Source organism: Knoellia sinensis KCTC 19936, from assembly GCF_000768705.1.
Classification (GTDB): domain Bacteria; phylum Actinomycetota; class Actinomycetes; order Actinomycetales; family Dermatophilaceae; genus Knoellia; species Knoellia sinensis.
This window is the reverse complement of record NZ_AVPJ01000002.1, coordinates 248,238-271,858: the sequence shown is the minus strand read 5'-3', so window position 1 is coordinate 271,858 and position 23,621 is coordinate 248,238. Positions and strand designations below refer to the sequence as shown.

Here is a 23,621-nt window from a genome sequence, read left to right as displayed (position 1 = left end):
CCTCAGATCCCTTAGGTCACCTCATGCAGGCCACGGCGCACCGCCACGGTCACCGCCTCTGTCCGGCTGGAGACGTTGAGTTTGGCCATGAGGTTGCTGAGGTGGACGCTCGCCGTCTTCTCACTGATGTAGAGGCGTCGCCCGATCTCACGGTTCGTCAGGCCTTCGGCGACGAGGGCCAGGACCTCACGCTCACGCCGGGTCAGCACACCGTCGGCACGCGCTGCGGTCGGGGCGAGCCGGGCGCCCTGCAACATGGCGGCGATGGCCCGCTGCAGCGGCGCAGCGCCCATCCGCCCTGCTGCGGCGGCAGCCTCCCCCGCCACCGCCCGCGCCTCATCACGCTCGCCCACCTGCGCGAGGGCCTCAGCGAGCCGCCACTGCCCGCGCGCCACCTCGTAGGCCTGCCCGTAGCCGAACGCCTGCACCGCCGCACGCCACTCCTCGACCGCGGGTTCGCCGCGCAGGCGGGCATGCTCGGCAACTGCCCGGGCGTGCCAGGCCCGCCCCTCAGGGCCCGAGGTCGCCGGGTCGACCATGACCACTCTGGATGAGCCGCATCACCCGGTCGAGGAGCACCTCCCCCTGACGCAGCGCCCCCTCGACCGCGGCGTGGTCGCGCGCCTGACGACCCGTCACTGCGATGTCCGCGAGCGCGGCGAGACCCAAGGCGGACAGCCACAGTCCGCCATACATCCCCTCGCCCACGGTCGTGTCGAGGTATTGCTGTGCGCGCTCGGCGGCCGCCACAGCTCCTGCGGGGTCACCGGTCCAGATGAGGTGGTCGGCGCGGCAGCCACCGGCGACCAGAGCCACCTGCGGATCGGCATCCCAACTCGAGTCGAGCTCGAGCAGACGGTCGCCCACGTCCGGCTCATCCATCGCCACCGCCGCATAGCACCCGACCGCCGCGAGGCGAGCCGCTGCGGCGTCGGGCGGCTCGCCCAAGTGGTCGGTCGCGGAAGCCGCGGCGCTCCCAGCGAGGTCGCCGACGGCATACAGGGACACGGCGAGCAGGATCCGCAGCTCGACACCGTGTTCACTCCACCGCAATCCCGTGTCGGAGACCCGGCCGAGCGCGGCGCGCAGGACTGGGAGTGAGCCTGCGACGTCACCGTTGTAGTAGTGCAGGCAGGCAAGGGTGTAGTGCCCGCGCAGCTCGGCCGCGAACTCACCAGAAGCCCGTGCCAACGAGATTGCCCTGCGGAGACGCTTCCCCGCGTCCTCGACGTCGCCTGCGGTCTCGTCGAGGAAGGCTGCGGTGACGAGGGCGTCGATCTCGATGCCCGTGGCTCCGGCGTCGTGGGCGGCCGCGATCGCGTGCGGAACGCGGTCGCGAGCCTCGGCAGTGCGACGGTCCGCGAGGAGGGCGCGGACCAGCATGACCTCGGCGGTGGCCACTGCAACCGGGCTCCGACCCGGCTGCCGTGCCAGCCTCATCGCGTCTTCGCTCTGCGCGACAGCGTGATCGGTGGCTTCCGCCACGATGAGCTGGCGGACGAGTTCGGCCCGCGCTCTCACGCCTGCTTCGGCGTCTTCCGTCGCGTCGCTGAGCCGTACCGCCAGGCTGGCCCATTCGATGGCCCGGGACCGCTCCCCCGCGAGCCCCGCGGCACGGCTGGCACGCGTGGCGAGCTCGGCATGACTCATGCCGGCCGCCTCCGTAGGCACCGCGACGACCGGCCAGAGCGCCAGGGAGCGCTCCAGTTGGAGCAGGGCCTCCGCGGGCGCGAGCACCTCCATGGCATCTCCAGCCGCGCGCACCGACCACGTCAGCGCTCGGGCCGCGTCTTGCGTCTCCGACCAGTGGTGCGCGATCTCGGCAACGTGCACGGGGTCAGTGGTCCCGGACCCTGATTCCAGGGTCGCGGCGTAGGCCGCGTGAAGTCGCTGGCGCTCACCCGGGAGGAGGTCGTGGCGCATGGCATCGCGCATGAGGTCGTGGGTGAGCGCATAGCCCACGCCATCCGTCGTCAGAACCCCCTCACCGAGGGCCTCGCGGAGGCCGACATCCACGACCTCGTCGGACACGCGATCGCCCTGCGCCACAACGCGACGGAGCACCGGATCGGGGACCGGCGGCGACCCCACGGCCACGGCACGAACCAGGTCGCGCGCCGTCGACGAGAGCGCGTCGACCCGGCCGACCAGAAGGTCGGTCAGGGCCGGCGGCACTGCCCGGTCGTGGGGGCCGGTCGCCAGCGCCGCGACGAAGTAGGGGTTGCCGCCGGTCCGCCGCATGACCTCGGCTGCCGCTGCGGGCTCCACCGCTCCGCCGCCCGCTTGTGCGAGGTATGCCGTGACTTCCGTCTGCGTGAACGGCTCGAGATCCAGCCGGCTCACGGCCGCGATTCTGCCCACCTCACTGAGCCATTGGCGCACTCGCGACTGGCCCGTCGCGGCGTCTGTGCGCACCGTTGCGATGACGGCAAGGTGCTCAGAAGCCATGCGCCGCAACAGGAACGTCAGGAACGCTGCAGACGAGGAGTCCATCCAGTGCACGTCCTCGATGACGAAGACGACTGGCCGGTCGGCGCTCCCGAGGGTGCCGAGCAGTCCGACCATCGCGTCGTAGGACTGCAACGGGGCCGAGGTGTCGCCCCCGTCGAGGGCCGCCACGTCCGGGGTGACCTCGTACCCCGCTGTGCGGATGGCGCGGACGAGGTCCATGAGCACGAGGTGGGGCAGGCCAGGCTCGCCGACGTCGACGCACTGGGCGCGCAGGATGAGAGCGGAGTCCTCGCCGAGTTCCTCGATTGCCGCCTGCACCAACCGTGACTTGCCGGACCCTGCGGCGCCCGCGAGCAGCACCGCGGAAGGTCGACCGTCGGCGGCCGACGAGACCGCCGCACGGAGGGCGTCCAGCTCGGCCTCTCGCCCGACCAGCGGCACCTCGTGGACTGCACCGGTCATGCTCGCGAACGTACTCGAACTTGACGTGCCGCAGACCATCGCGACAGAAATCGGCTGCTCGTAAGTCACCTGTAGGTCATCTGACCTGAATAGGTTTGCTCCACCCACCGCGCCGAACCGTCAGGAGCTCCATCGTGTCGTCGATCAACCGCCGCTCACTCCTCCTCGCCGGAGCCGGAGGGCTCGGCACCATCGCCCTGAGCTGCGGCCAGGGCACGTCAGCCTTCGCGCGGGACCGGGCGCTGCGGCTCGGTGCCCAGCGCGCCGTGAGCATCGCGGGGACGACCCTCGAGCAGGCTGCCTCCCCTGCGGGCGCGTCGGGGTATCGGCGCCTCCAGGCCGGACCCGGGTATCCACTCACCGTCCGCAGTGACCTTGCCGCGGGCACGGGCGACCGTGACGACCGACGCACCCCACTGGCCTCGATCGTCCACTTCACCGACCTGCACATGGTCGACGCGCAGTCGCCGCTGCGGTTCGAGTTCCTTCACGACGTCGCACCGTCGGCGTTCCGGCCGCAGGAGGCGCTGGGCACCCAGGGTGCCGCGCAGCTGGTCAAGCGGGTGAACGACATCAAGCGAGGCCCCTTCAGCGGCCGCACCTTCGATTGTGTCGTCTCGACCGGCGACAACACCGACAACCGCGAGGACATCGAGCTCGACTGGTTCCTGTCAGTGATGAGTGGTGGCCGGATCACGGCGAACACCGGCGATGCCTCCCAGTGGGAGGGTGTCCAGTCCGGCGGCGACAGCAACTACTGGAACCCCGAAATCACCGTTCAGGACCGCTACAAGAAGGCCGGATTCCCCACTCTCCCAGGCTATTTCACGCGCGCCACCGCACCGCACACGAGCGAGGGGCTCGACACCCCGTGGTACTCCGTCTTCGGCAACCACGACGACTCGATCCAGGGCACACTCCCGTCGAACATCCTGGGACTCGATGCTGCCTACACGGGCCACTTCAAGTTCACCGGCTTCGCGCAGGGCACGAGCAACCTCGCCCTTCAGGATGCTCTTCGCCGGGGCAGCACCACCATCCTCGGCACCGGCGGCACGATGACGTCGAGCTGGCGCGTCACCCCCGACGAGCGCCGCCGGCCGTTCTCGCCGAGGGACTACATCGAAAGGCACCGGCGGACGGCATACACGGGCCCTGGTCCGTTCGGACACGGCTTCGACGAGGAGGCCGCGGCGACCGGTCGCGGCTATTACGCCTTCCCGATCGCCCCCGGTGTCACCGGAATTGCGATGGACTCGACGAACCACGCCGGCTTCACTGAGGGGTCGATCGGTGACGAGCAGTGGTGCTGGCTCAAGCGTCGACTGAGGGCCGGTTCCAGCACCTACTGGGACTGGGGGATCAAGTACAAGCACTCCGTCACCGACGAGTACTTCGTCCTGTTCAGCCACCACACGTCCGGCACGATGAACAACATCCTCATGGATCCGGCGAAGCCAGAGATCCGGCACGCAGGCTTCGACCTGCTGCGAATGCTGCACGACTTCCCCAACGTCCTGGCCTGGGTCAACGGCCACACCCACGTGAACTCGCCTGTGGCGCAGGGGCACTCGGATCCGCGCCGCGCGTTCTGGGAGATCAACACCGCCTCCCACATCGACTTCCCACAGCAGGCTCGCATCATCGACGTCTGCGACAACAAGGACGGGACGCTGTCGCTCTTCACGACACTGATCGAGTCGGCCGCTCCGTATCAGGCCTCCTACGAGTCGGGCTCGCAAACAGCATTGGCCTCGCTCTACCGGGAGCTGTCGTTCAACGACATCCACGCGGCGTTGGCTTCAGAGGGTGGCGCGGGCGACCGCAACACCGAGCTGCTCCTCGTGAACCCGCGTGCCTGAGCGGGTCGCCGCCCCCTCAGCCGTCCCGGCGTAGCCGGAGGAAGTCGCCACCGCCGGGGAGGCGCTCGAGCGCTCCATGGAGGAGTGACGGAGCCGCCGCCCGGGCCTCCTCCACACCCACGATCTGCGGGTCCGTGACCGCATGGTCCTGCCCCTTGTAGCGCACAGTCCCACCACCGGCTGCGAGCACGTTGCGCACCCAGTCCGACTCCTTGCCCCACACGATGGGGACGACGAACGCGCCCGGTGCCTTGAGCACGATCACCGGCGTCGAGTACTCACGCCCACTCGTGCGCCCACGGTGCCGCACCACCGCGAACACCGGAACGAAGGGCCGCCCAGCCACCTGCACGGCGAGCAGGTTGAAGTACTTCGCCCCCGCGGGTGGCCGCGCCATCAGCGCCCCGCGTCGGGCTGTGACTCCGGCATGCTGCCCATCCCGCCAGCAGGTGGTCGATCCAGGATCGTTGGCACATAGGTCAGCAGCTGCATCCCCTTGTCGAACGTCTTGCTCTCGACGAGTTCGAGACCGACGTCGGGGTAGCCGTCGAAGATCCGCTCCTGCCCGGTCGCGCCCGTGATGAACGGGAAGACGACCACGCGGAAACGGTCGACGAGCCCCGCGGACAGGAGCGCACGGCATACGGAAAGACTGCCGAGCGTCCGCATCGGTCGCTCACCACTTTCCTTGCGCGAACGCACCCAGCCGACCGGATCGTCCGTCACGAGAACGGTGTTCGCCCACGACAGGGGCTCGTCAAGGGTCGATGAGAAGACGACCTTGGGCATCGCCGCCATCGCCTGGAAGCCCGGGTCGTCCGGCATCTGCGCGGCGAAGTCCGACATGAGCCGATACGTCTTCGCGCCCATGAGGACGTCGTAGTCGGTGTCGTCCGCTTCGAGCCACGCGAGGTACTCGGGGCTCTCCACGCCCCACAGCCCGGGCCAGCCGTCGGCCGACGCGTAGCCGTCGAGGCTGATGATGAAGTCGATCATGACGCTCTGCATTGGGTGTCCCTTCGCTGAGTGTCCTCGAAGTCTTGCGTATGCCGTCCGCCCCCGACAGTGCCCATGTCCGCACGCGCGCTGGGCACGTCCGAATTCGTGGGGCTGGGGTGCGGCGCCCCCGGCCACTAGGGTCGCGAGCATGAGCACGGCGACGAACTACGACGCGATCATCATCGGCTGGGGCAAGGGCGGGAAGACGCTGGCAGCGTTCCTCGCGGGGCGCGGCGAGTCCGTGTTGATGATCGAGCAGTCGGAGGGGATGGTCGGAGGGACGTGCATCAACATCGGGTGCGTGCCGACCAAGGCGCTCGTGGAGTCGGCCCACCGGTCCGCGGACTCCTCCGCGCCGGCACCGGTCCGCTACCTCGACGCCATCGAGCGCAAGAACGCGCTGACCAGCCTGCTCCGTGGCAAGAACTTCTCGATGGTCGACTCCCACGACACCGCCACCGTTCTCATGGGTCGGGCACGGTTCGTTGGCCCCCATGAGATCGAGGTGAGTGCCGGCGCGGAGATCGTGCGGGTGACGAGCGAGCGGATCATCATCAACACCGGGGCGGTGCCGATGATCCCGCCCATCCCCGGCCTGGATGGACCGCGCGTCGTGTCGTCGACCAAGCTCATCGACGAGACCGACCTGCCGGGGCGGCTCGTCGTCATCGGCGCGGGTGCGATCGGGCTGGAGCTCGCCGCGACGTATCGCGAGTTCGGGTCGGAGGTCACCGTCGTCGACTCGGTGGATCGGCTGCTGCCCCAGGAGGACGACGACGTGGCGGCGGCGGTGCGCGAGGTCCTCGAAGAGGAGGGGTTGACGTTCATGCTGGGTGCGACCGTGGAGCGCGTCGAGGAAAGCGCCGACGCGGCCCTCGTCCGCCTCGAAGGTGGCGACACCCTGACCGCGGACCGTGTGCTCGTGGCGGTGGGACGCCGTCCGGCCACGGACGACCTGGGGCTCGAGGCAGCGGGAATCGCGTTGGGGGACAACGGTGCTGTGCGTGTCGACGAGCACCTGCGGACCTCGGTCGACGGCGTCTGGGCGGTCGGCGACGTCAACGGCGGACCCCAGTTCACCTATGTGTCGTTCGACGACCATCGCATCGTCAAGGACCAGCTCGTGGGCGACGGCGCACGCACGACGAGCGACCGCGTCGCCGTGCCGACAACGACCTTCATCACGCCGCCCCTGGCACGCGTCGGGATGACCGAACGCGAGGCCCGCGAAGCCGGTCGCGACGTCAAGGTCGCCCGCAAGGCCATCGACGCGATCGCCGCCATGCCCCGTGCGCGCATCGTCGGGGACACGCGTGGACTCATCAAGGTCGTCGTCGACGCCTCGTCAGACCTCGTCCTGGGGGCTGCCCTGTTCTGCGTGGACAGCCAAGAGATCGTCAACCTTGTCGCCCTCGCGATGCGGGCCGGGGTGACGGCGTCCGAACTGCGCGACGGGATCTGGACGCACCCGAGCTCGACGGAGGCGCTCAACGAGGTCCTCGCAACCCTCTGAACTCACACGCCCGCCCTACCTCGCATTAGCACAAATTCGCTCGACAGCTCGGCGGGCGCGCTGCCATTTCCGGGTCTATCCTCCGAGAGTCGCGTGATCCGCGTCACAAGCACCACTCGTCAACGATGCCGAGGAGTTCTCATGACCGTCACCGAAGCAGGGCCGCACGTCGCCGAAAGTCAGGAGGTCACTGAGCGGAAACCGCTCATGACCCAACGCAACATCTTCATGATGAATGCGGGGTTCTTCGGAGTGCAGTTCAGCTTCGCGCTGACCCAGACGGCCATCAACCCGCTCTTCACGGCCATGGGCGCTGACGGGCACAGCCTGCCCCTCCTCAACCTTGCCGGCCCGATGACCGGCCTGCTCATCCAGCCGCTCATCGGCGCGATGTCCGACCGCACCTGGTCCGACCGGTGGGGCCGTCGCCGGCCCTACATCCTCGCCGGGTCCGTCGTGATGATCGCCCTGTGCATCGTCTTCCCCTTCATCTCAATTCTCTGGCTCGGCGTCCTCGGGTTGTGGCTGCTCGATGCCGGCAACAACACCTCGATGGAGCCCTACCGCGCGCTCATCTCGGACCGGCTGCCCAAGAACCAGTTGGCCCGAGGCTTCCTCATCCAGAGCATGCTCACCGGCGCCGGAGCGGTCCTCGCGAACTTCTCGATCTTCGCCTTCCAGAAGGCCGCACCCGGTCTCGCTCCCAACGGCATCCCCTACTGGGCCTACGTCTGCTTCTGGCTCGGCGCGATCTGCATCGCGATCACGATGTTCATCGCCATGCGCAAGCGGATAGAACTCACGCCCAGCGAGGAGGAGTTCGCCGAGATGGCCGAGGCCAAGGGCGGCATCGGCAGCTTCGTCAAGGACATCGCCGGTGCCGTGAAGGTCATGCCGCTCGCGATGCACAAGATCGGCCTTGTCTTCATGTTCCAGTTCTATGCGATGTTCATCTACTGGCAGTTCGTCGCACTGAGCGTTGGCCGCTCGATCTTCGGTGTCAGTGATCCGGAGGCTCAGGCCACCCTGCAAAACGAAGCGGCAGGTTGGTCCGGATTGCTCAACGGTTCCTACAACCTCGTCTGCGCCATTTCGGCGCTCGCCCTGCTGCCCCTCGTCCAGAGGTACGGCGGGAAATTCACGCACGCAGCCGCGCTCGTCCTCGGTGGCCTGAGCATGATCTGGCTCTCGACCGCCAACAGCCAGACCACAAGCATCCTGGCGATGATCGGCATCGGCATCATGTGGGCCTCGATCGTCGGCGTGCCCTACCTCATGGTCGCGAGCATGGTGCCTCCCGGCCGCTCGGGCATCTACATGGGCATCCTCAACATGATGATCGTCGTCCCGATGCTCATCGAGACGGTGACCTTCGGCTGGATCTACCAGAACTTGCTCGACAACGACCCCACGAAGGCGATGTTCCTCGCAGGAGCCCTCATGCTCATCGGCGCAGTGGCGATGCTCTGGGTCACGACTCCCAGCGATGCCGACGAGTCGACGATCGTCCCGCTGGGCGCCCCCACCGGGAAGCTCAGCACCTACGAGCGGGTCATCGTCGGTTCCGACGGCACCGACCACACCCTCTATGGCGTGCACCGTGCCATGGAGATCGCAGCGAGCGCGAACTGCCGCCTCACGATCGTCACGGCCTATCTGCCCGAGGGCACCCCCGACCCCGACCGGGGACGTGAGGAGATCTACGGCGAGGAGGCCGCCCGCCACGCCCTCAAGATGACCGTGAACGACCTCAACCACTACCGGGTCCGCACCTATGACTCGATGCTGGTCCCGGGCGATGTTTCCGATGCGCTCCTGCAGGCCTCGGCGGACAACCCGCGGCGCCTCATCGTCGTCGGCAACCGTGGTCTCGGCGAACACGGTGAGGGCGTGCTCGGCTCCGTCGCGGCCAAGGTCGTCAAGAACGCCAAGAGCGACGTCATCATCGTCCAGACCGACGACCTCTCCGACGACGTCCGCCTGCTCAGAAAGGGCTGACCCACCCCGACTTTGTGCCCCAGTGGGACAGGGCCGCTGGGCCGAAGGCCCTCACGGCCTGTCCCACTGGGGCACAAAGTCGAAGACGTCAGGCGACCTGGATGGAGCGGATCGAGTTGTGGAAGCGGACCTTCTCGATGGCCGTCTTCACCTGCGGGCGACCGGCATCGGTCGCGGCCCCCATGGTGAGGAGCAGCGGCACGAAGTGGTCGGCCGTCGGGTGCGACACCGCGGCACCGGGACCCTTGGCCAGGTAGTCCGTCAGGGCATCGACGTCACCACGCTCCAGAGCATCCGCGGCCCACTCGTCGAAGGCCGCCGTGTGACCGGCCAGCGACGGGTCGCGCATCACGGCGAAGCTGTGGGTCATGAAGCCCGACCCGATCACGAGGATGCCCTCTTCCCGCAGGGACCGGAGCTTCTGACCGAGCCGCAGCAGGGCGGCCGGCTCGAGGCTCGGCATGCTCAGCTGCACGACGGGGACGTCGGCGGCGGGATACATCGCCATCATCGGGATGAAGGCGCCGTGGTCCAGACCGCGGTTGACGTGGTGGTGGATCGGCGTGATGCCACCGAGCACCCCGGCCAGACGACGCGCCAGGTCAGAAGCGTCCGGCGTTCCGTACTGCAACGTGTAGTACTTGGGGTGGAAGCCACCGAAGTCATAGACCAGCGGCGTTCCCGCAGCAGCACCCGAGATCGCGACCGGCGCGTTCTCCCAGTGGGCCGACACGATGACGACGGCGCGCGGCTTGGGCATGCTCTGCGACCAGGTGAACAGGTCAGCGAGCCACTCGGGGTCGTCGAGCGTGGGCGGGGCGCCGTGGCTGACGAAGAGCGCCGGCATCGCGCCGTCGTCCGGAGTCCACACTCGCTGCGCGCGAGCCTGGTCGACGACCCGCGCATGCAGGTCCTCGTAGGCGCCGGCGGGGCGGTGCTGCGAGGCGAGGTGTGCGGGGTTGGTCATGACGTGAGTCCTGTCGTGGTGTCGCGGACGAAGCCGCAGATCGGGAGGGCCTGACGCAGGGCGGGTGCGCGGCTCAGAAGGCCGCGGTGAAGCCGCCCCACGCGACGAAGGCCGCGAGCAGACCGAGGATGGCGTTGGCGGGGAAGGCCTGCTTCTCGCCACGGCGGGCGTGGACGATGAGCGCGCCGATCATCATGAGAACGAGGCCGACGGCGGCGAGCGGCGCGAGGACCGGGGCGACGCCGACGAGCGGCGGCACGATGAGGCCGATGGCCGCGAGCACCTCGAGGCCACCGATGGCCTTGACCGTGTTGGGCGAGAAGTCCTGGGCCCAGCCCATGCCCTTCTCGGCGAGCTGCTCGGGGGTGGAGGTCAGCTTCATGAAGCCGGCGGCGGCGAAGGCGACGGCGAGGAGACCGGCGACGATCCAGAGGGCGATGGTCATGAGAAGTCCTTCGGGTTCAGGGGAGACGCTCCATTTTTGTTGCGTCGTGAAGTAACGATAGGTTTAAGTAGTTCATGACGCAACTAATTCCCGATCCGCGACGAGAGCCGCAGAACCTAGGATGAGCACCATGGCCGACGACGAGACCCCTTGGCTGAGCGACGAGGAGATGGCCGCGTGGATGGCCCTTGTCGGCCTCGTGGTTCGCCTGCCCGCCACCTTGGACCGCCAGCTCCAGCAGGACTCCGGCGTGACCCACTTCGAATACCAGGTCCTCGCCGGTCTCTCCGACGCCCCCGACCACACCATGCGGATGAGCACCCTCGCGACCTTCACCGAGGGGCAACTCCCCCGCCTGTCCCAGGTCGCGGCGCGCCTCGAGAAGCGTGGCTGGCTCGTCCGTCGCCCCGACCCCACCGACGGCCGATCCACCTTGGCCACCCTCACCGACGAGGGCATGGCCTTCCTCCTCGAGGCCGCGCCCGGCCACGTGCGCACGGTCCGCCGCCTCGTCTTCGACCCCCTGACGAAGGCGCAGGTGCGCCAACTCGGGGACATCGGCCGCCGCATCGGCTCCGCCGTCCACGACGAGAACCCCTGCTGAGCCCACCCCGAAATTCGACACGTCAACCGGAAAACCCCTGTTGCGCGTCCTCCACACGTAGGACCATTCGATGGAGGAGGCACATCATGAGCGATCCGATGACATGGAAGCCACGCACCGGCGAGATCCGGCGCAAGGCGCTCACGATTTCCGCAGTGGCCGCGCTTGGCGCGTCGGGGGCCCTCATGGCCTCGACGGGCCAAGCCCGTGCGGCCAACCCCAACGGTGACCTCTCCTTCAAGGTCGTCCGGCTCGCCGGCGGGGACCGGTTCGCGACGGCGGCCCGCACCTCCCAGCAGTTCTTTGGCCCTGGGGTGCCGGTCGCCTATGTCGCGATCGGGACGAACTTCCCCGATGCGCTCGCCGCTGGACCGGCAGCCGCCAAGCGCGGCGGACCGGTGCTCTTCGTCAACAGGGACTCCGTCCCGGCCAGCACCCGCACCGAACTTGACCGCCTCAACCCCGGCACCATCGTCGTCACCGGCGGGCCCGATGTCGTGTCCGCCGCCGTCCTCGCCTCCCTGGCAACCCTGAGCTCCGGTGGAGCCACCCGCGCCTTCGGCACGGACCGCTACGACACCGCAGTCAAGGTGTCGCAGAACGCCTTCCCCGCAGGTGCGGACGTCGCCTACGTCGCCACCGGCACGACCTTCCCGGACGCCCTGAGCGGCGGAGCCGCCGCCGGCGTGGAGGGGGCGCCGATGCTCCTGACGCGACCCACGTCCCTCCCCCCGACCGTTGCCGACGAACTGAACCGCCTCAACCCCAGCCGCATCATGCTCATGGGCGGCACGGGCGCCGTGTCGGCCGATGTCGCCGCTGCCCTCGGGGCCATCGCACCCGTCGAGCGAATCTCCGGGGCCAGCCGCTTCGACACGGCCATCGCCATGTCGAAGCGCATCTTCGGCGCGAACCGGCCCACGGCCTTCATCGCCACCGGCTTCAACTTCCCCGACGCGCTCGCCGCCGTCTCCCCCGCAGGCCGGACTCGCGGACCGATCCTCCTCGGCGGAGGCTCGCTCACGGCCGCCACGAGCACCGAGCTCGGCCGGGTCAGCCCCACGACGGCATACCTCCTCGGTGGTCCCAGCGTCGTCGGCGTCTCCGCGGCCCAGGAAGCCCAACGCCTCATGGGTGTGTGTTGGAGCGGCCGCAAGCCGGCCGCCGGCGGGCAGCAGGTGATCAGCTCCGTCCCGACCGCCACGAAGCAGGTCTCCTTCACCCTTGACATGGGCGGACGACTCGAAGGGGCGCGCGACATCGTCGCCTACCTCGCAGCGAACCAGATCTGCACGACGTTCTTCCCGACGGGGGCCATGACGCAGACCACCGAAGGACGCGCGATCCTCGCCGACATCGGACAACGACCCGAGCTGTTCGAACTCGGAAACCACACGATGCGCCATTGCGACCTCGTCCTCGGAGGAGGTGGATCCCCGAGCGCGGCACCGTGCCAGGTGTCGATGACGGGTGCCTTCATCCGCAACGAGCTCACCCAGACCGAGGCGATCCTTCGGTCCGCGTCCGGCGGGATGGACCCACGTCCCTACTGGCGCCCGCCCTACGGATCCCACAACACGTTCGTGCGAGACAACGCGGCCGCGGTGGGCTACACGAAGACGCTGATGTGGAACCGCGACACGATCGACTGGTCGACGTCGACGACCACCGCCCAGATCGTCAGCCGGACCACCAGCCCGCTGCCCCCGAACGGCACGATCGTGCTCGCGCACCTCGGCGGGTTCCACACGCTCGACGCGCTCCCCCAGATCGTCTCGACGTTGCGCTCGAACGGCTACATCCTCACGACCATCACCGACATGAGGGACTGAGGCCTGTTGCGAGCTGTCCCGAGTGACCTTCCCGGACACTCGGGACAGCGGCCCCTGTTGGTGGTGACGCGGTCAGCGCGACGGTGAATGCGTTCCTTCCAGACCGTTCACAGGAGTTGCCATGAGCGCCACGCTCACCACCCACCCGTCCGCCCCCGTGCCGCCCGGCGCTGCTGCGTCGACACCTGCCCGAGTCCGACGCCTGGCAGGTGGTCGAGCCTGGGCCGCGAGTGGGGTCGCCGCCGGACTGGCCGCCATCGTGGGCATCGCGGCCTCGATGCAGATTGACGCCGTCTACGCCCCGGACACGGGCGGAGACCCCGACCGGATCGTCACCCGCCTCGGTGAACTCGTGCCGCAGATCCTCGTCTTCCACACCGCGACGATGCTCTCGGTCGTGCTTCTGCTCGTCTTCGCCGCAGGCCTGCGTCGTCGCCTCGCGGACCAGTTGCCGAGCCGCAGCCTGCTCCCCGACGTGGCCGCCGGTGGCCTCGGGCTGGTCTCCGTCGCAGGGTTGCTCGGCTCCGGACTCACGACCGAGTTCGTCTTCGCCGTAGCGGACCCGGGCATCGGGCTCGTGCCGGAGAGCGCAGTGTTCTTCAACCACTGGGTCGGCACGATCCCGTGGCTGTGGGTGGGCGCAGGCGTCGCCGGAGTCGCCGTCGCCATCGCTGCTCTCCGGCACGCAGCCGTGGCCCGCTGGGTCGGCTTCGCCGGACTCGTCCTCGGCGGCCTGACGCTCCTGCTCGGCCTCTCGCCGCTCCAGTACATGGCTGGCATGACCGGACCCGTCTGGCTGCTCATCACGGCCCTCGCTCTGACCATCGGCGACCGCCCCGCGAGCAGTGGCGCCGGCGACGACGACTGTGCCGGTGACGTCGAGTCGGCGATCACGCCCTCACGGGTCTGAGCAAAGTGGAGCGTACGGCCGTGGACCGGCGCTATCGTGCCGAGACCATGACCGCACCGAGCGCAACGAGTGGGCCCGGTCTACCCCGGGTGGCCATGGCGATCGCCGTGGCCTCCTGGGGCCTCGCCGTGCTCGCGGTCACGTTCATCGTGATGGCGCGGCCGCCCTGGGACGAGAGCCTCTGGTTCTTCGTCGTCGACGTGGCGGTGGCGTGCGTCTACGGGACCGTGGCAGCACTCATCATCGCGCGCCGCCCGCACCCGGTCGGGTGGTTGCTCGCCCTCGCGGCGATCGGCGGCGGCATCGCCGCAACGGGCTTCGGCTACCCCGCTTTCGCCGCCACCCGCCCCGGTCTGCCGGCCACCGAGGCCGTCCGCATCCTCCAGAGCACGGCTTGGGTGCCGGGCACCCTCGCCCTCTTCCTTGTCGTGCCGTGGCTCGTGCGCAACCACCCGTTGGGGCGTGCCCGCTGGGGTGTGCTCGTCGGCGCCGTCCTGACGCTGGCAGTCCTCGTCGCCCAACTGACCGACCAGATGTTGCCGTTCCTGGTGTTGCTCGCGGCCGCGGTCGTGTTCGGGCTCATCACGGCCGGAGCCGTGGAGCACCGTCGCCGTCGTGGCCCGGTCGACGAACGCAACGGGCTCGGCTGGCTCGCCCTCGGTGCCGCCCTGCTCGCGCTGTCGTTCGTCCCCCTGCTCCTCCCGCCCGACGCTCTCCCACTCCCGGCATGGACGACACCCGCCCTGCACCTCCTCTCGCAGGCGGTCTATCCGGCAGCAATCCTCGTCGCCGTTCTCCGGAGTCGCATGTGGGGCCTGCGGCTCGCCGTGAGCCGCACCGTGCTCGCCGGTCTCCTCACCGTGTCCCTGGTGGGGGTCTACCTCGTCGTCACCGTGCTCGCACGCAGCGTCCTCCCGGGTGACGGAGCGACCGGACTTGTCGCAGCCGCCGCCGTCGCGGTCGCCGTGCAGCCGGCCCGTCTCTGGCTGGAAGGTCGGGTCCACCGCCTCGTCTACGGCGTCTCGGCGTCTCCCGATCACGTGGTCCGGCGACTCGGCAGCCAGCTCCGCCTCGCCGAGAGCACCGATGACCTGCTCCAGGGGCTCGCGGCCGATATCGGGACGACGATGCGTCTCGAGTCCGTGACCGTCGCGCTGCCTGACCGCGATCCGGTCCAGTGGGGCGTTCCCAGTGGAGAACCCGTCCGTATGCCGTTGGCCCACCGCGGCGAGCACGTTGGCGTTCTCGAAGTCACCCTTCCGGGTGGGGAGACCCTCGGGGCCCGCGGCGAGCAGACCCTGTCGGACCTCGCGACAGTCCTCGCCACGGCAGCCGCCGTGTCGCGGGCCGCCTCCGACGTCGACGAGGCCAGGACCCGACTGGCCCGCGCTCGACTCGAGGAGCGTCGGGTCATCCGCCGGGAGATCCACGACGGACTCGGGCCCTCCCTTGCCGGCCTGCGGCTCGGCCTGCAGGGGGCGCGCAACCTCATGGCGTCGGATCCGGAGGCCGCGACTGAGCTGCTCGCAACGCTCCAGGCCGAACTCGACCAGCGAGTCCAGGACGTCCGAACGCTCTCGCACCACCTTCTCCCTCCGGCACTCGACGAGCTGGGGCTGTCTGCGGCTCTCTTGGAACTGGCCGCTCGACACGGCGAGGATGGCAACGAGGTGGTTCTGGACCTGCGCCACGATGAGGGAGTCGAGCCCCAGACGGGAGCCACGGCATACGCGATCATCTCGGAGGCGATCACGAATGCGTTGCGGCACAGCGGCACCCAGACGTGTCACGTCACGACGCAATGCACCGAGGCAGGGCTGGTGCTGACGGTCAGCGACAATGGTCGGGGGCTTCCCGAGGATGCCAGGGCCGGCGTGGGGACGAGCTCGATGCGGGAGCGCGCCGACGAGCAGGGCGGCACCCTGGACGTCAGGTCGGCGCCCGGTGAGGGCACCATCGTCGAGGCTGTGCTCCCCCTTCGAGAGGTGGCGACGAATGCCTGACATTCGGGTCGCCGTCGTCGATGACCACCCCGTCTTCCGCATGGGCATGGCCGGGCTGCTCGGGTCGCTCGAGGGGATCTCGGTTCGAGGTCAGGCCGCGGACGCCGCCGAGGCCCTGGTCCTCCCTCTCGACGAGATCGACGTGATCCTCATGGACCTCAACCTCGGCGACGACTCGGGCATCGAGACCACCCGCGAGCTCGTGCGGCGAGACCCCGACGTTCGCGTGCTCGTCGTGACGATGCGTGAGGACGACGACGCTGTGGCGGCGTGCATGCGCGTGGGAGCGCGGGGCTACCTGCTCAAGGGCGCGACGCCCGACGAGGTGGAGCGTGCGGTCAGAGCCGTCGCGAACGGTGAGGTCATCCTTGGCTCGGCCGTCGCGGCGCGTGCCGTGACGGCGCTGACCTCGGGGCGCTCGGCCGTCCGCGTGCCCTTCCCGGATCTCACCGAGCGCGAGCGCGAGGTCCTCGACCTGGTCGCTCGTGGTCATGACAACGTCACGATTTCTCGGCGCCTCGTCCTGTCACCCAAGACGGTGCGCAACGTCGTGTCCAACGTCCTGACCAAGCTCGCGGTGCGCGACCGCTCAGCGGCCATCGTGCGCGCCCGTGAGGAAGGCCTGGGGCTCGACTGACGGCGCCGCACCCTGCTCCACCTCCGTCCACCGGACCCCTGCCGGGTGACGGCCCTGCGGGCCGACTATCAGCTCGACCGCCGACAGGCACGACACGCCGACGGGAGCCGCAGGTCCGTCTGGGCTGATAGTCCGCCCGCAGGTGGCTATCGGTTGGCGATCCCGTCGAGTCGGAGCAGGTTCGACTGGTCCCTGTGGGTGCCGGTCGTGCCGACGTGCTTGTCGGGGATCTGCGGCCCGTTCTTGATCACGTGGACGAGCGCCATCCCGTGCCCGCGCCCGAGACCGTGGTCGTCGGCCAGCCAGGCGAGGATGTCGCCCGCCCTGGTGTCGGGACCGAAGCCCTTGGCATGGGCGAGGTCGACGAGCTGCTGTGGCGTGTGACCCGTCTTCTTCTCGGCGGCGTCGAGGTAGGCCTGGAACGACATGGTGACTCCCTTGGGTTGCGGTGTTCGTTCTTCCACTGAGGGTGCCGAACGACCTCCAGCCGTTTCGACAGGCGATCCCAGAAACTTTTCAGACGGCTGCCATGAGGTGCGCGACGACGTAGAGCACCCCGAACGGATCGCTCACATCCAACCGCTCCAGCCGGTATGCCGTCCGCGCGCCTTCCGCGTCCGTCCTGGGCCCGGCGCCCACCGCGGAAGCCAGGACTTGGAGGGGCGCACGTCCGGAGACGAGAAGGTCGGCGCAGAGCGCGGGGTCCAGGTCGAGCAGCCGGTCCAGGCCACCCATGTGAGCGGAGCGAAGGGCGTCGACGATGGCGTCGTCCACGCCTGCGGCGCGAGGGTCGAGGTGGCCGGGTGCCTTCTCCGTGCGGCGAGCCGACCCGTCGGCGACGACCAGAAGTGTCGTGCCCGCACGCTCACTTGTGCTCGCCGGACGCCCCCGATGCGGGGTCCCCCCAAGAGGTGTCTTTGCTCCCCCAGCGGACGCAAAGACACTCCCCTTTGCGTCTCGTTGGGCAGCAACCGAACTTGCGTCATCGCCTGCAGCGAATGGGGGTGTCTTTGCATCGCCAGGCGGAGCAAAGACACTTTCGGAGCGGGACCCTGCTGGGGTCGGCTCACGAACCGCCCCGACTGTCACGCGGCCCAGCTCGAGGCACTCCTCGACCGACGCGTCCCACGCCACGGACACGTGGTCGACCGTGAACCCCAAGTGCGTCGCAGCCAACAAGTGGTCCGCGACGCGGAGCCCGATCGCCGGCCGCGTGCTGCGCGGCTCCCGATCGGTCGCGTGCACGACGACCACATGGGACGCGTGCTCGACCGCGGCCCGCACGGCCTCCACGCAGGACTCGAGCAGCCCGGGTGCCGCGGCGGCACGCCCCTGGTACTCCGGGAGCAGCAACGGCGCCCCCGGCACGACGACGACGTCCGAGACGGGTGCGACCGCGCCGCTCATGCCAACCCCCGAGCAACCCGCGCGGGCGGCAGGTCGCCCGCGATCACCGACACCATGTCGAGCACCTGTCGGGTCTCGACGACCTCGTGCACCCGATAGATGTGCGCCCCGTGCCACGCCGAGATCGCCGTCGCAGCAAGGGTTCCGGTCAACCGCTCCCCTACGGGCAGGTCCAGCGACTCGCCCACGAAGTCCTTGTTGGACAGGGACACGAGCACCGGCCAACCCAACGCCACAAGCTCGTCCAGCCGACGTGTCGCCTCGAGCGAGTGCCACGTGTTCTTGCCGAAGTCGTGCGCTGGGTCGATGACAACCCGCTCACGCGGCACCCCGACCGACACTGCTCGATCAGCCTGCGCCACAAGGGATTCCACGATCGAAGCCATGACGTCGTCGTACTCGATGCGGTGCGGCCGAGTCCTCGGTGTCACCCCACCCGTGTGGGTGCATACGACGGCAGCGTCGAACTCAGCGGCCACCTCGACCAACTCGGGATCGGCCCCACCCCACGCGTCGTTGAGGATGTCCGCGCCCGCCTCGAGGACGGCACGCCCCACCGACGCCCGCCACGTGTCGACCGAGATCAAGAGGTCCGGGTGCTCCTCACGCATGGCGGCCACGAAGTCGACAACGCGGCCCTTCTCCTCGTCCGCCCCGATCTCCACTCCCGGCGCAGCCTTGATCCCGCCGATGTCGACGATGTCAGCCCCCTGCGCCACGACCTCGCGCACCCGATCGAACGCCGCCTCCTGACGCCACGTCGCACCCTTGTCATAGAACGAGTCGGGCGTCCGGTTGACGATCGCCATGACGAGGCGCGACCGCGCGTCGAACTCCCGGGACCCCAGTCGGAAGGTGAGGGCGCTCATCGGGACTCCACGGACGGCATACGGACTGATGCGGCCGGAGGCCGTTCGCTCACGGCCACAGCGGTCTCGCGCGGCTCGAATCCCTCAGCGCCACGGACGAACTGCCGCAACGGCACCATGTCCAGCTCGGGCATCCCAGCCCGAGCGCCGGACTCCGCCCCATCGCGACGGCGTTCCGCAGCAGCAAGCACCTGCACAGCCATGAGACCGAGCGTGTCATGCCGGTGGTGCCGGTGGGTGCGTCGGCCCAAGTCGACCTGAGCGACGGCCTCGACGCCGAACCGGTCCGCGGTGTCGAGCAGCGCCGCGATCTCCACGCCGTAGCCGACGGGCACGGCATACGAGGCGAAGCTCTCCCGGCGGATCGCCCACTCGCCGGAGAGGGGCTGGACCACACCCGCGAGCCCGGGCCGGTGCAGCGCGAGCCACGGGCGCGCCACGAGTTCGGTGACCCGCCCGCCGGTCTCCTCCTCACGGCCGTCCGCATCGATCATCGGCCGGTCATAGACCGCCTTGACGAGGTGCACGCCCTGATCGACGAGGAGGGGTGCGAGCAGGCCCGTGACGAAGTGCGTCCCCCAGTCGATGAGGTCGGCGTCCACGAAGGCGACCAGGTCGCCGGACGTCACGAACTGGGACTTCCACAACGCTTCACCCTTGCCGAAGGCCGCACCCAGGTCGGGCCGAATGTCCTTGGCGGAGAACACCTTCGCCCCGGCATCGCGTGCCACTGCTGCGGTCGCATCGGTCGAGTCGGAGTCGATGACGACGACCTCGTCGACGAGGCCCGCGCCCCCGTCCGCGACGAAGTCGGCGAGGATCCGCGTGACGACCTCACCGACGGTGGCCTCTTCGTCCTTGGCGGGGATCACCACGGAGATCGTGTGGTCACCCTTGCGTTCGAGGAGCGCGTCCTGCGTCCAGTCAGACGCCCGGTATGCCGTCCGCCCCCCGTCCACCGTCGCGTCACCCATTGCTTCCGGTCACGCCCCGAACGTCGGCGGGCGCTTCTCACGGAAGGCGGCGACCCCTTCGGCGAAGTCGTCGGTGCGCATGAGCGCGTGCTGTTCGGTCTCCTCGCGGCCAAGAGCACGGTCCACGTCGACGATCGCCGCCGTGACCGCCGCGGTCGTGCGGGCAACCCCTTCCGGCGCGAGGGCCGCAAGCTGGGCGGTCAGTGCGTCAGCGCGGGTCGAGAAATCCTCTGCCGCAACGGATTCGGAGACGAGACCCCACTCGGCAGCCTGTGAACCGCTGATCCGCTCACCGGTGAGGGCAAACCGCAGGGCCCGCGCTCGTCCGATTGAGGCAACCACGAGTGCTGTCGCGCCACCGTCGGGCATCAGGCCCAGTCCGCCAAAGGCGAGCAGGATCTTGGCCTCGTCGGCGACGAGTGTGTAGTCGGCCGCGAGGGCCAGCGACAGCCCTGCCCCTGCGGCAACCGCGGGCACGAGTGACAGGACGGGGGTGCCCGCGTTGACGATGGCGCGGACGGTCGGGCCGAGCTCGGCGAGGAGTCCGTCCAGGTCTCCGACCTTCTCGTAGTCCGAGAGGTCAGCTCCTGCGGAGAAGGCCCGACCCTCACCGGCAAGCACGATGATCCGCACTGCGGGGTCGGCGTCGAGTTCGGTCACGGCGGCGGCGATCGCCTTGAGCATGTCGGCATCGAGGGCGTTGAGACGCTCGGGAGCGTTGAGCGTGATCCGGCCGACGGCACCGTCGCGGGCGACAACGACGGTGGAGGCGCTGCTCATGCGCTGACTTCGTTCTTCGCGGGGCGGTACGAGGTGACGAGCATGCCAGCCGCAGCGAGCAGCCCTCCGACGAGGGCGATGGCGCCCCAACCGAGGCCGGTGAAGTCCCAACCCAGCGCGTTGTCGAGGGACCAACGCCCCGGACCCATGACGGCCAGTGCGACGGCGACGATGCCCACGAGCAGGACGTACTCCCACCCGCCCTTGAAGATGAAGTAGCCCTTGCCGCGGTGGTCGGTGAGCGCGGCCACGGCCATGAGCCCGACGAACGCCATGGCGCCCAGACCGTTGAGCAGCCCGAGCGTCACGATGAGGCCAGCCCCGATCTCCGTGGCGGCGGCAACGCGCGCGTGCAGCCAGCCCGGCTTGAGGCCCAGGGACTCGAACCAGCCCGCGGTGCCGTCGAGCCCGCCCTTGACCTTGTTGAGGCCGTGCAGGATGAGCATCGGCCCGAGGGCGAGGCGGATGACGAGGGAGGCGACGTCGAGTTCGGTGGCGCTGATCGCGGTCGGGTCCATCAGGCAGGGTCCTTCGTGGCGTCGGTCTTGGCGGAGGTCTTGGCGGGGGTCGTTGACGGCGACCCTACGGTGAGTTCACGCAGGCCCGGCACCACCTGCTCGGTGAAGGTCCGCAGGAAGCGCTCCTGGTCTCCCCCGGGCCCGTGGAACACGAGGTGGTCGAACCCGAGATCGGTGTACTCGCGCACCGCCGACACCACATCCTCGGGCCGGGACGCCACGATCCACCGCTTGGCGACCTGCTCGATGGGGAGCTCGTCGGCGGCCCTCTCCATCTCGGCCGGGCTGTGGATCGAGTGCTTCTGCTCGGCGGTGAGCGACAGCGGCGCCCAGAAGCGGGTGTTGTCGAGCGCGCGATCGGCATCGGGGTCCCAGGACAGCTTGATCTCGATCATCCGATCGATGTCGCCGCTGTCCCGACCGGCCTTCTCGAGCCCTTCGGCCACGGCGGGAAGCAACTGGTCGGCATACAACTCCCGCCCCTTGCCCGAGGTGCAGATGAAGCCGTCACCGGACCGGCCGGCATACCGGGCCACGAGCGGACCGCCCGCGGCGACGTAGACGGGAACGGGAGTGTCGGGCCGGTCGAAGATCCGGGCGTCCTCGGTGCGGTAGTAGTCGCCGTCGAACGTCACCGACTCCTGCGTCCAGAGTGCACGCATGAGGCGCACCGACTCGCGCAGCCGCGCATAGCGTTCCTTGAACTCGGGCCAGCCGCTCTCGGGCACCGAGCCCACGGCCACCTCGTTGAGCGCCTCCCCGGTCCCGACCCCGAGCATGATCCGGCCCGGAGCGAGGCACGCCATCGTCGCGAAGGTCTGCGCGATCACGGCCGGGTTGTAGCGGTAGGTCGGCGTCATGACCGACGTCCCGAGCAGGACGCGCTCGGTCCGGGCCGCCACCCAGGACAGCCACGCGATGGAGTTCGGCGCGTGCCCGCCCTCCAGCCGCCAGGGCTGGAAGTGGTCCGAGATCGTCACCGAGTCCAGTCCCAGTTCCTCCGCGAGAACGGCGTAGGACGCCAGCTCGGCGGGGGCGAACTGCTCGGCCGAAGCCTTGTAGCCGATACGCATGCCGCCATCCTCTCGCACGCAAATATGGTCCGGGCGCCCTGTCGGCCTACCCTGAGAAGTGCATGAGACCCGTGCATCCCAGATTCGCCGCGTCATCCTCGCGGCTCAAGTCATGACAAAGGAGTCACCACCGTGACCGCGTCGCCCGTCACCGCCCCGGCCCCCGCGCCCAGCGCACCCGCGTCCGAGGCACCCGCCGCGTCCAGCGCCCCCAGCGCCACCCCCGCGCCCCTCGCCCCGACCGACACGTCGGGTCACGAGCAGGTCGTCTTCTGCTCCGACCCGAAGTCCGGGCTGCGCGCCATCATCTCGATTCACAACACCGCCCTCGGCCCGGCGCTCGGCGGCACGCGCTTCTACCCCTATGCGACCGAGGACGAGGCTCTCGCCGACGTCCTGCGCCTCTCGCGGGGCATGTCCTACAAGAACGCCGTCGCAGGCATCCCGCACGGTGGCGGCAAGGCCGTGATCATCGGCGACCCGAACTCCGACAAGTCCCCCGAACTGCTCCGTGCGTTCGGCCGGTTCGTCGAGAGCCTCGGCGGTCGCTACGTCACGGCGTGCGACGTGGGCACCTACGTGCAGGACATGGACGTCGTCTCCGAGACGACCCGCTTCGCGACCGGCCGCTCCCCCGAGAACGGCGGCGCCGGTGACTCCTCGGTCCTCACGGCGTTCGGCGTCTTCCAGGGCATGCGCGCCGCGGCCCAGCACCTGTGGGGCGAGCCCACCCTCAAGGGTCGCCGCGTCGGCATCGCCGGCGTCGGCAAGGTCGGACGCATCCTCGCCGGCCACCTCGTCGAGGACGGCGCCCAGGTCGTCGTCACCGACGTCAACGCAGCCGCCGTCGACGCCCTCAAGGCCACCCACCCCGGCATCGAGTCGGTCAGCGACGTGGCGGCCCTCGTCCGCAGCGAGCTCGACGTCTACGCCCCCTGCGCCCTCGGTGGCGCCCTCGACGACGACACCGTCGACGCCCTCAAGGCGACGATCGTCTGCGGCGGGGCCAACAACCAGCTCGTGACCGAGGGTGAGGGCGGCACCGCCGACCGCCTCGTGGCGCGCGGCATCACCTACTGCCCCGACTTCCTCGTCAACGCCGGCGGCGTCATCCAGGTGAGCGACGAGCTCCTCGGCTTCGACTTCGACCGCGCCAAGGTCGGCGCGACCGCGATCTTCGAGCACACCCTCGAGGTGCTGCGGACCGCCGACGAGCACGGCACGAGCCCTGCCGCCGCGGCCGACCACATCGCCGAGCAGCGCATGGCCGCCGGATCACCCACGATCTGGCTCCCCACCCGCTGACCGAGCCTTTCA

At 69.4% G+C, this 23,621-nt stretch carries 22 protein-coding genes; 9 read left to right on the top strand and 13 right to left on the bottom strand.

The window, feature by feature from the left end; genetic code table 11:
- Positions 1-11: 11 nt before the first annotated feature.
- Positions 12-539, bottom strand: a complete 528-nt coding sequence (locus N802_RS20985; protein WP_156971279.1) for a helix-turn-helix transcriptional regulator — start codon at positions 537-539, stop codon at positions 12-14.
- The gene (locus N802_RS04095) at positions 511-2,913 is read right to left on the bottom strand and encodes an ATP-binding protein (RefSeq protein WP_169743391.1); all 2,403 of its coding nucleotides are present in this window, start codon (positions 2,911-2,913) and stop codon (positions 511-513) included. The genes N802_RS20985 and N802_RS04095 overlap by 29 nt, the downstream gene beginning before the upstream one ends.
- Before the next feature lie 134 nt (positions 2,914-3,047).
- Between N802_RS04095 and N802_RS04090 the strand changes: the two genes are divergently transcribed.
- Positions 3,048-4,775, top strand: coding sequence for a TIGR03767 family metallophosphoesterase (locus N802_RS04090; protein ID WP_035912530.1), 1,728 nt, complete (start codon positions 3,048-3,050; stop codon positions 4,773-4,775).
- A 16-nt stretch (positions 4,776-4,791) separates the two neighbouring features.
- Here N802_RS04090 and N802_RS04085 read toward each other — a convergent pair whose 3' ends face one another.
- Positions 4,792-5,172 carry a nitroreductase family deazaflavin-dependent oxidoreductase gene (locus tag N802_RS04085; protein WP_035912527.1) on the bottom strand — a complete coding sequence of 127 codons (381 nt, stop codon included), beginning with the start codon at positions 5,170-5,172 and terminating at the stop codon, positions 4,792-4,794.
- Positions 5,172-5,783, bottom strand: a complete 612-nt coding sequence (locus tag N802_RS04080) for a dihydrofolate reductase family protein (RefSeq protein ID WP_035912522.1) — start codon at positions 5,781-5,783, stop codon at positions 5,172-5,174. The genes N802_RS04085 and N802_RS04080 overlap by 1 nt, the downstream gene beginning before the upstream one ends.
- A 139-nt stretch (positions 5,784-5,922) precedes the next feature.
- Between N802_RS04080 and N802_RS04075 the strand changes: the two genes are divergently transcribed.
- Both N802_RS04075 and N802_RS04070 read left to right on the top strand, forming a co-directional pair.
- Entirely contained in the window at positions 5,923-7,287 is a 1,365-nt protein-coding gene (locus tag N802_RS04075; protein ID WP_035912519.1) for an FAD-dependent oxidoreductase, read from the top strand.
- A gap of 141 nt (positions 7,288-7,428) precedes the next feature.
- A complete protein-coding gene (locus N802_RS04070; protein WP_052109409.1) occupies positions 7,429-9,285 on the top strand; it encodes an MFS transporter in 1,857 nt (618 codons plus the stop codon).
- Between the two features lie 88 nt (positions 9,286-9,373).
- Here the strand turns inward: N802_RS04070 and N802_RS04065 are convergent, their stop codons facing one another.
- Positions 9,374-10,252 (bottom strand): DODA-type extradiol aromatic ring-opening family dioxygenase, encoded by an 879-nt coding sequence (locus N802_RS04065; RefSeq protein WP_035912517.1) that lies wholly within the window; start codon positions 10,250-10,252, stop codon positions 9,374-9,376.
- Positions 10,253-10,325: 73 nt separating this feature from the next.
- On the bottom strand, positions 10,326-10,697 hold the full coding sequence (locus N802_RS04060; RefSeq protein ID WP_035912516.1) for a DoxX family protein: 372 nt from the start codon (positions 10,695-10,697) through the stop codon (positions 10,326-10,328).
- Between the two features lie 130 nt (positions 10,698-10,827).
- Between N802_RS04060 and N802_RS04055 the strand changes: the two genes are divergently transcribed.
- From N802_RS04055 to N802_RS04035, 5 genes are all read left to right on the top strand, one after another.
- The gene (locus N802_RS04055) at positions 10,828-11,301 is read left to right on the top strand and encodes a MarR family winged helix-turn-helix transcriptional regulator (protein ID WP_052109435.1); all 474 of its coding nucleotides are present in this window, start codon (positions 10,828-10,830) and stop codon (positions 11,299-11,301) included.
- An 86-nt stretch (positions 11,302-11,387) separates the two neighbouring features.
- Positions 11,388-13,133, top strand: a complete 1,746-nt coding sequence (locus tag N802_RS19305; protein ID WP_052109408.1) for a cell wall-binding repeat-containing protein — start codon at positions 11,388-11,390, stop codon at positions 13,131-13,133.
- 121 nt (positions 13,134-13,254) lie between these two features.
- The gene (locus N802_RS04045; protein WP_211254336.1) at positions 13,255-14,043 is read left to right on the top strand and encodes a hypothetical protein; all 789 of its coding nucleotides are present in this window, start codon (positions 13,255-13,257) and stop codon (positions 14,041-14,043) included.
- 47 nt (positions 14,044-14,090) lie between these two features.
- Positions 14,091-16,046: a sensor histidine kinase gene (locus N802_RS04040; RefSeq protein ID WP_035912941.1), complete on the top strand. Its 1,956-nt coding sequence runs from the start codon at positions 14,091-14,093 to the stop codon at positions 16,044-16,046.
- Entirely contained in the window at positions 16,039-16,683 is a 645-nt protein-coding gene (locus N802_RS04035) for a response regulator (protein WP_035912512.1), read from the top strand. The genes N802_RS04040 and N802_RS04035 overlap by 8 nt, the downstream gene beginning before the upstream one ends.
- A gap of 146 nt (positions 16,684-16,829) precedes the next feature.
- Here the strand turns inward: N802_RS04035 and N802_RS04030 are convergent, their stop codons facing one another.
- The 7 genes from N802_RS04030 to fgd all read right to left on the bottom strand — a co-directional run bounded on the left by N802_RS04030 (position 16,830) and on the right by fgd (position 22,304).
- On the bottom strand, positions 16,830-17,111 hold the full coding sequence (locus N802_RS04030; RefSeq protein WP_035912509.1) for a DUF4287 domain-containing protein: 282 nt from the start codon (positions 17,109-17,111) through the stop codon (positions 16,830-16,832).
- An 88-nt stretch (positions 17,112-17,199) separates the two neighbouring features.
- Complete coding sequence (locus tag N802_RS19300; protein ID WP_052109407.1) at positions 17,200-18,090, bottom strand: class III extradiol ring-cleavage dioxygenase family protein; 891 nt, start codon at positions 18,088-18,090, stop codon at positions 17,200-17,202.
- Complete coding sequence (gene folP / locus N802_RS04020) at positions 18,087-18,959, bottom strand: dihydropteroate synthase (RefSeq protein ID WP_035912505.1); 873 nt, start codon at positions 18,957-18,959, stop codon at positions 18,087-18,089. The genes N802_RS19300 and folP overlap by 4 nt, the downstream gene beginning before the upstream one ends.
- Positions 18,956-19,933, bottom strand: a complete 978-nt coding sequence (locus N802_RS04015; RefSeq protein ID WP_035912500.1) for a glucosyl-3-phosphoglycerate synthase — start codon at positions 19,931-19,933, stop codon at positions 18,956-18,958. Before N802_RS04015 ends, folP begins: the two co-directional genes overlap by 4 nt.
- A gap of 9 nt (positions 19,934-19,942) precedes the next feature.
- A complete protein-coding gene (locus tag N802_RS04010) occupies positions 19,943-20,713 on the bottom strand; it encodes an enoyl-CoA hydratase/isomerase family protein (protein ID WP_035912497.1) in 771 nt (256 codons plus the stop codon).
- Positions 20,710-21,231 carry a DoxX family protein gene (locus tag N802_RS04005; protein WP_035912495.1) on the bottom strand — a complete coding sequence of 174 codons (522 nt, stop codon included), beginning with the start codon at positions 21,229-21,231 and terminating at the stop codon, positions 20,710-20,712. Before N802_RS04005 ends, N802_RS04010 begins: the two co-directional genes overlap by 4 nt.
- Complete coding sequence (gene fgd, locus N802_RS04000; protein ID WP_156971277.1) at positions 21,231-22,304, bottom strand: glucose-6-phosphate dehydrogenase (coenzyme-F420); 1,074 nt, start codon at positions 22,302-22,304, stop codon at positions 21,231-21,233. Before fgd ends, N802_RS04005 begins: the two co-directional genes overlap by 1 nt.
- 132 nt (positions 22,305-22,436) lie before the next feature.
- On the opposite strand from fgd, the gene N802_RS03995 reads away from it, so the two are divergent.
- Positions 22,437-23,609 carry a Glu/Leu/Phe/Val family dehydrogenase gene (locus tag N802_RS03995; protein WP_084071856.1) on the top strand — a complete coding sequence of 391 codons (1,173 nt, stop codon included), beginning with the start codon at positions 22,437-22,439 and terminating at the stop codon, positions 23,607-23,609.
- The last annotated feature ends 12 nt before the right edge of the window (positions 23,610-23,621 follow it).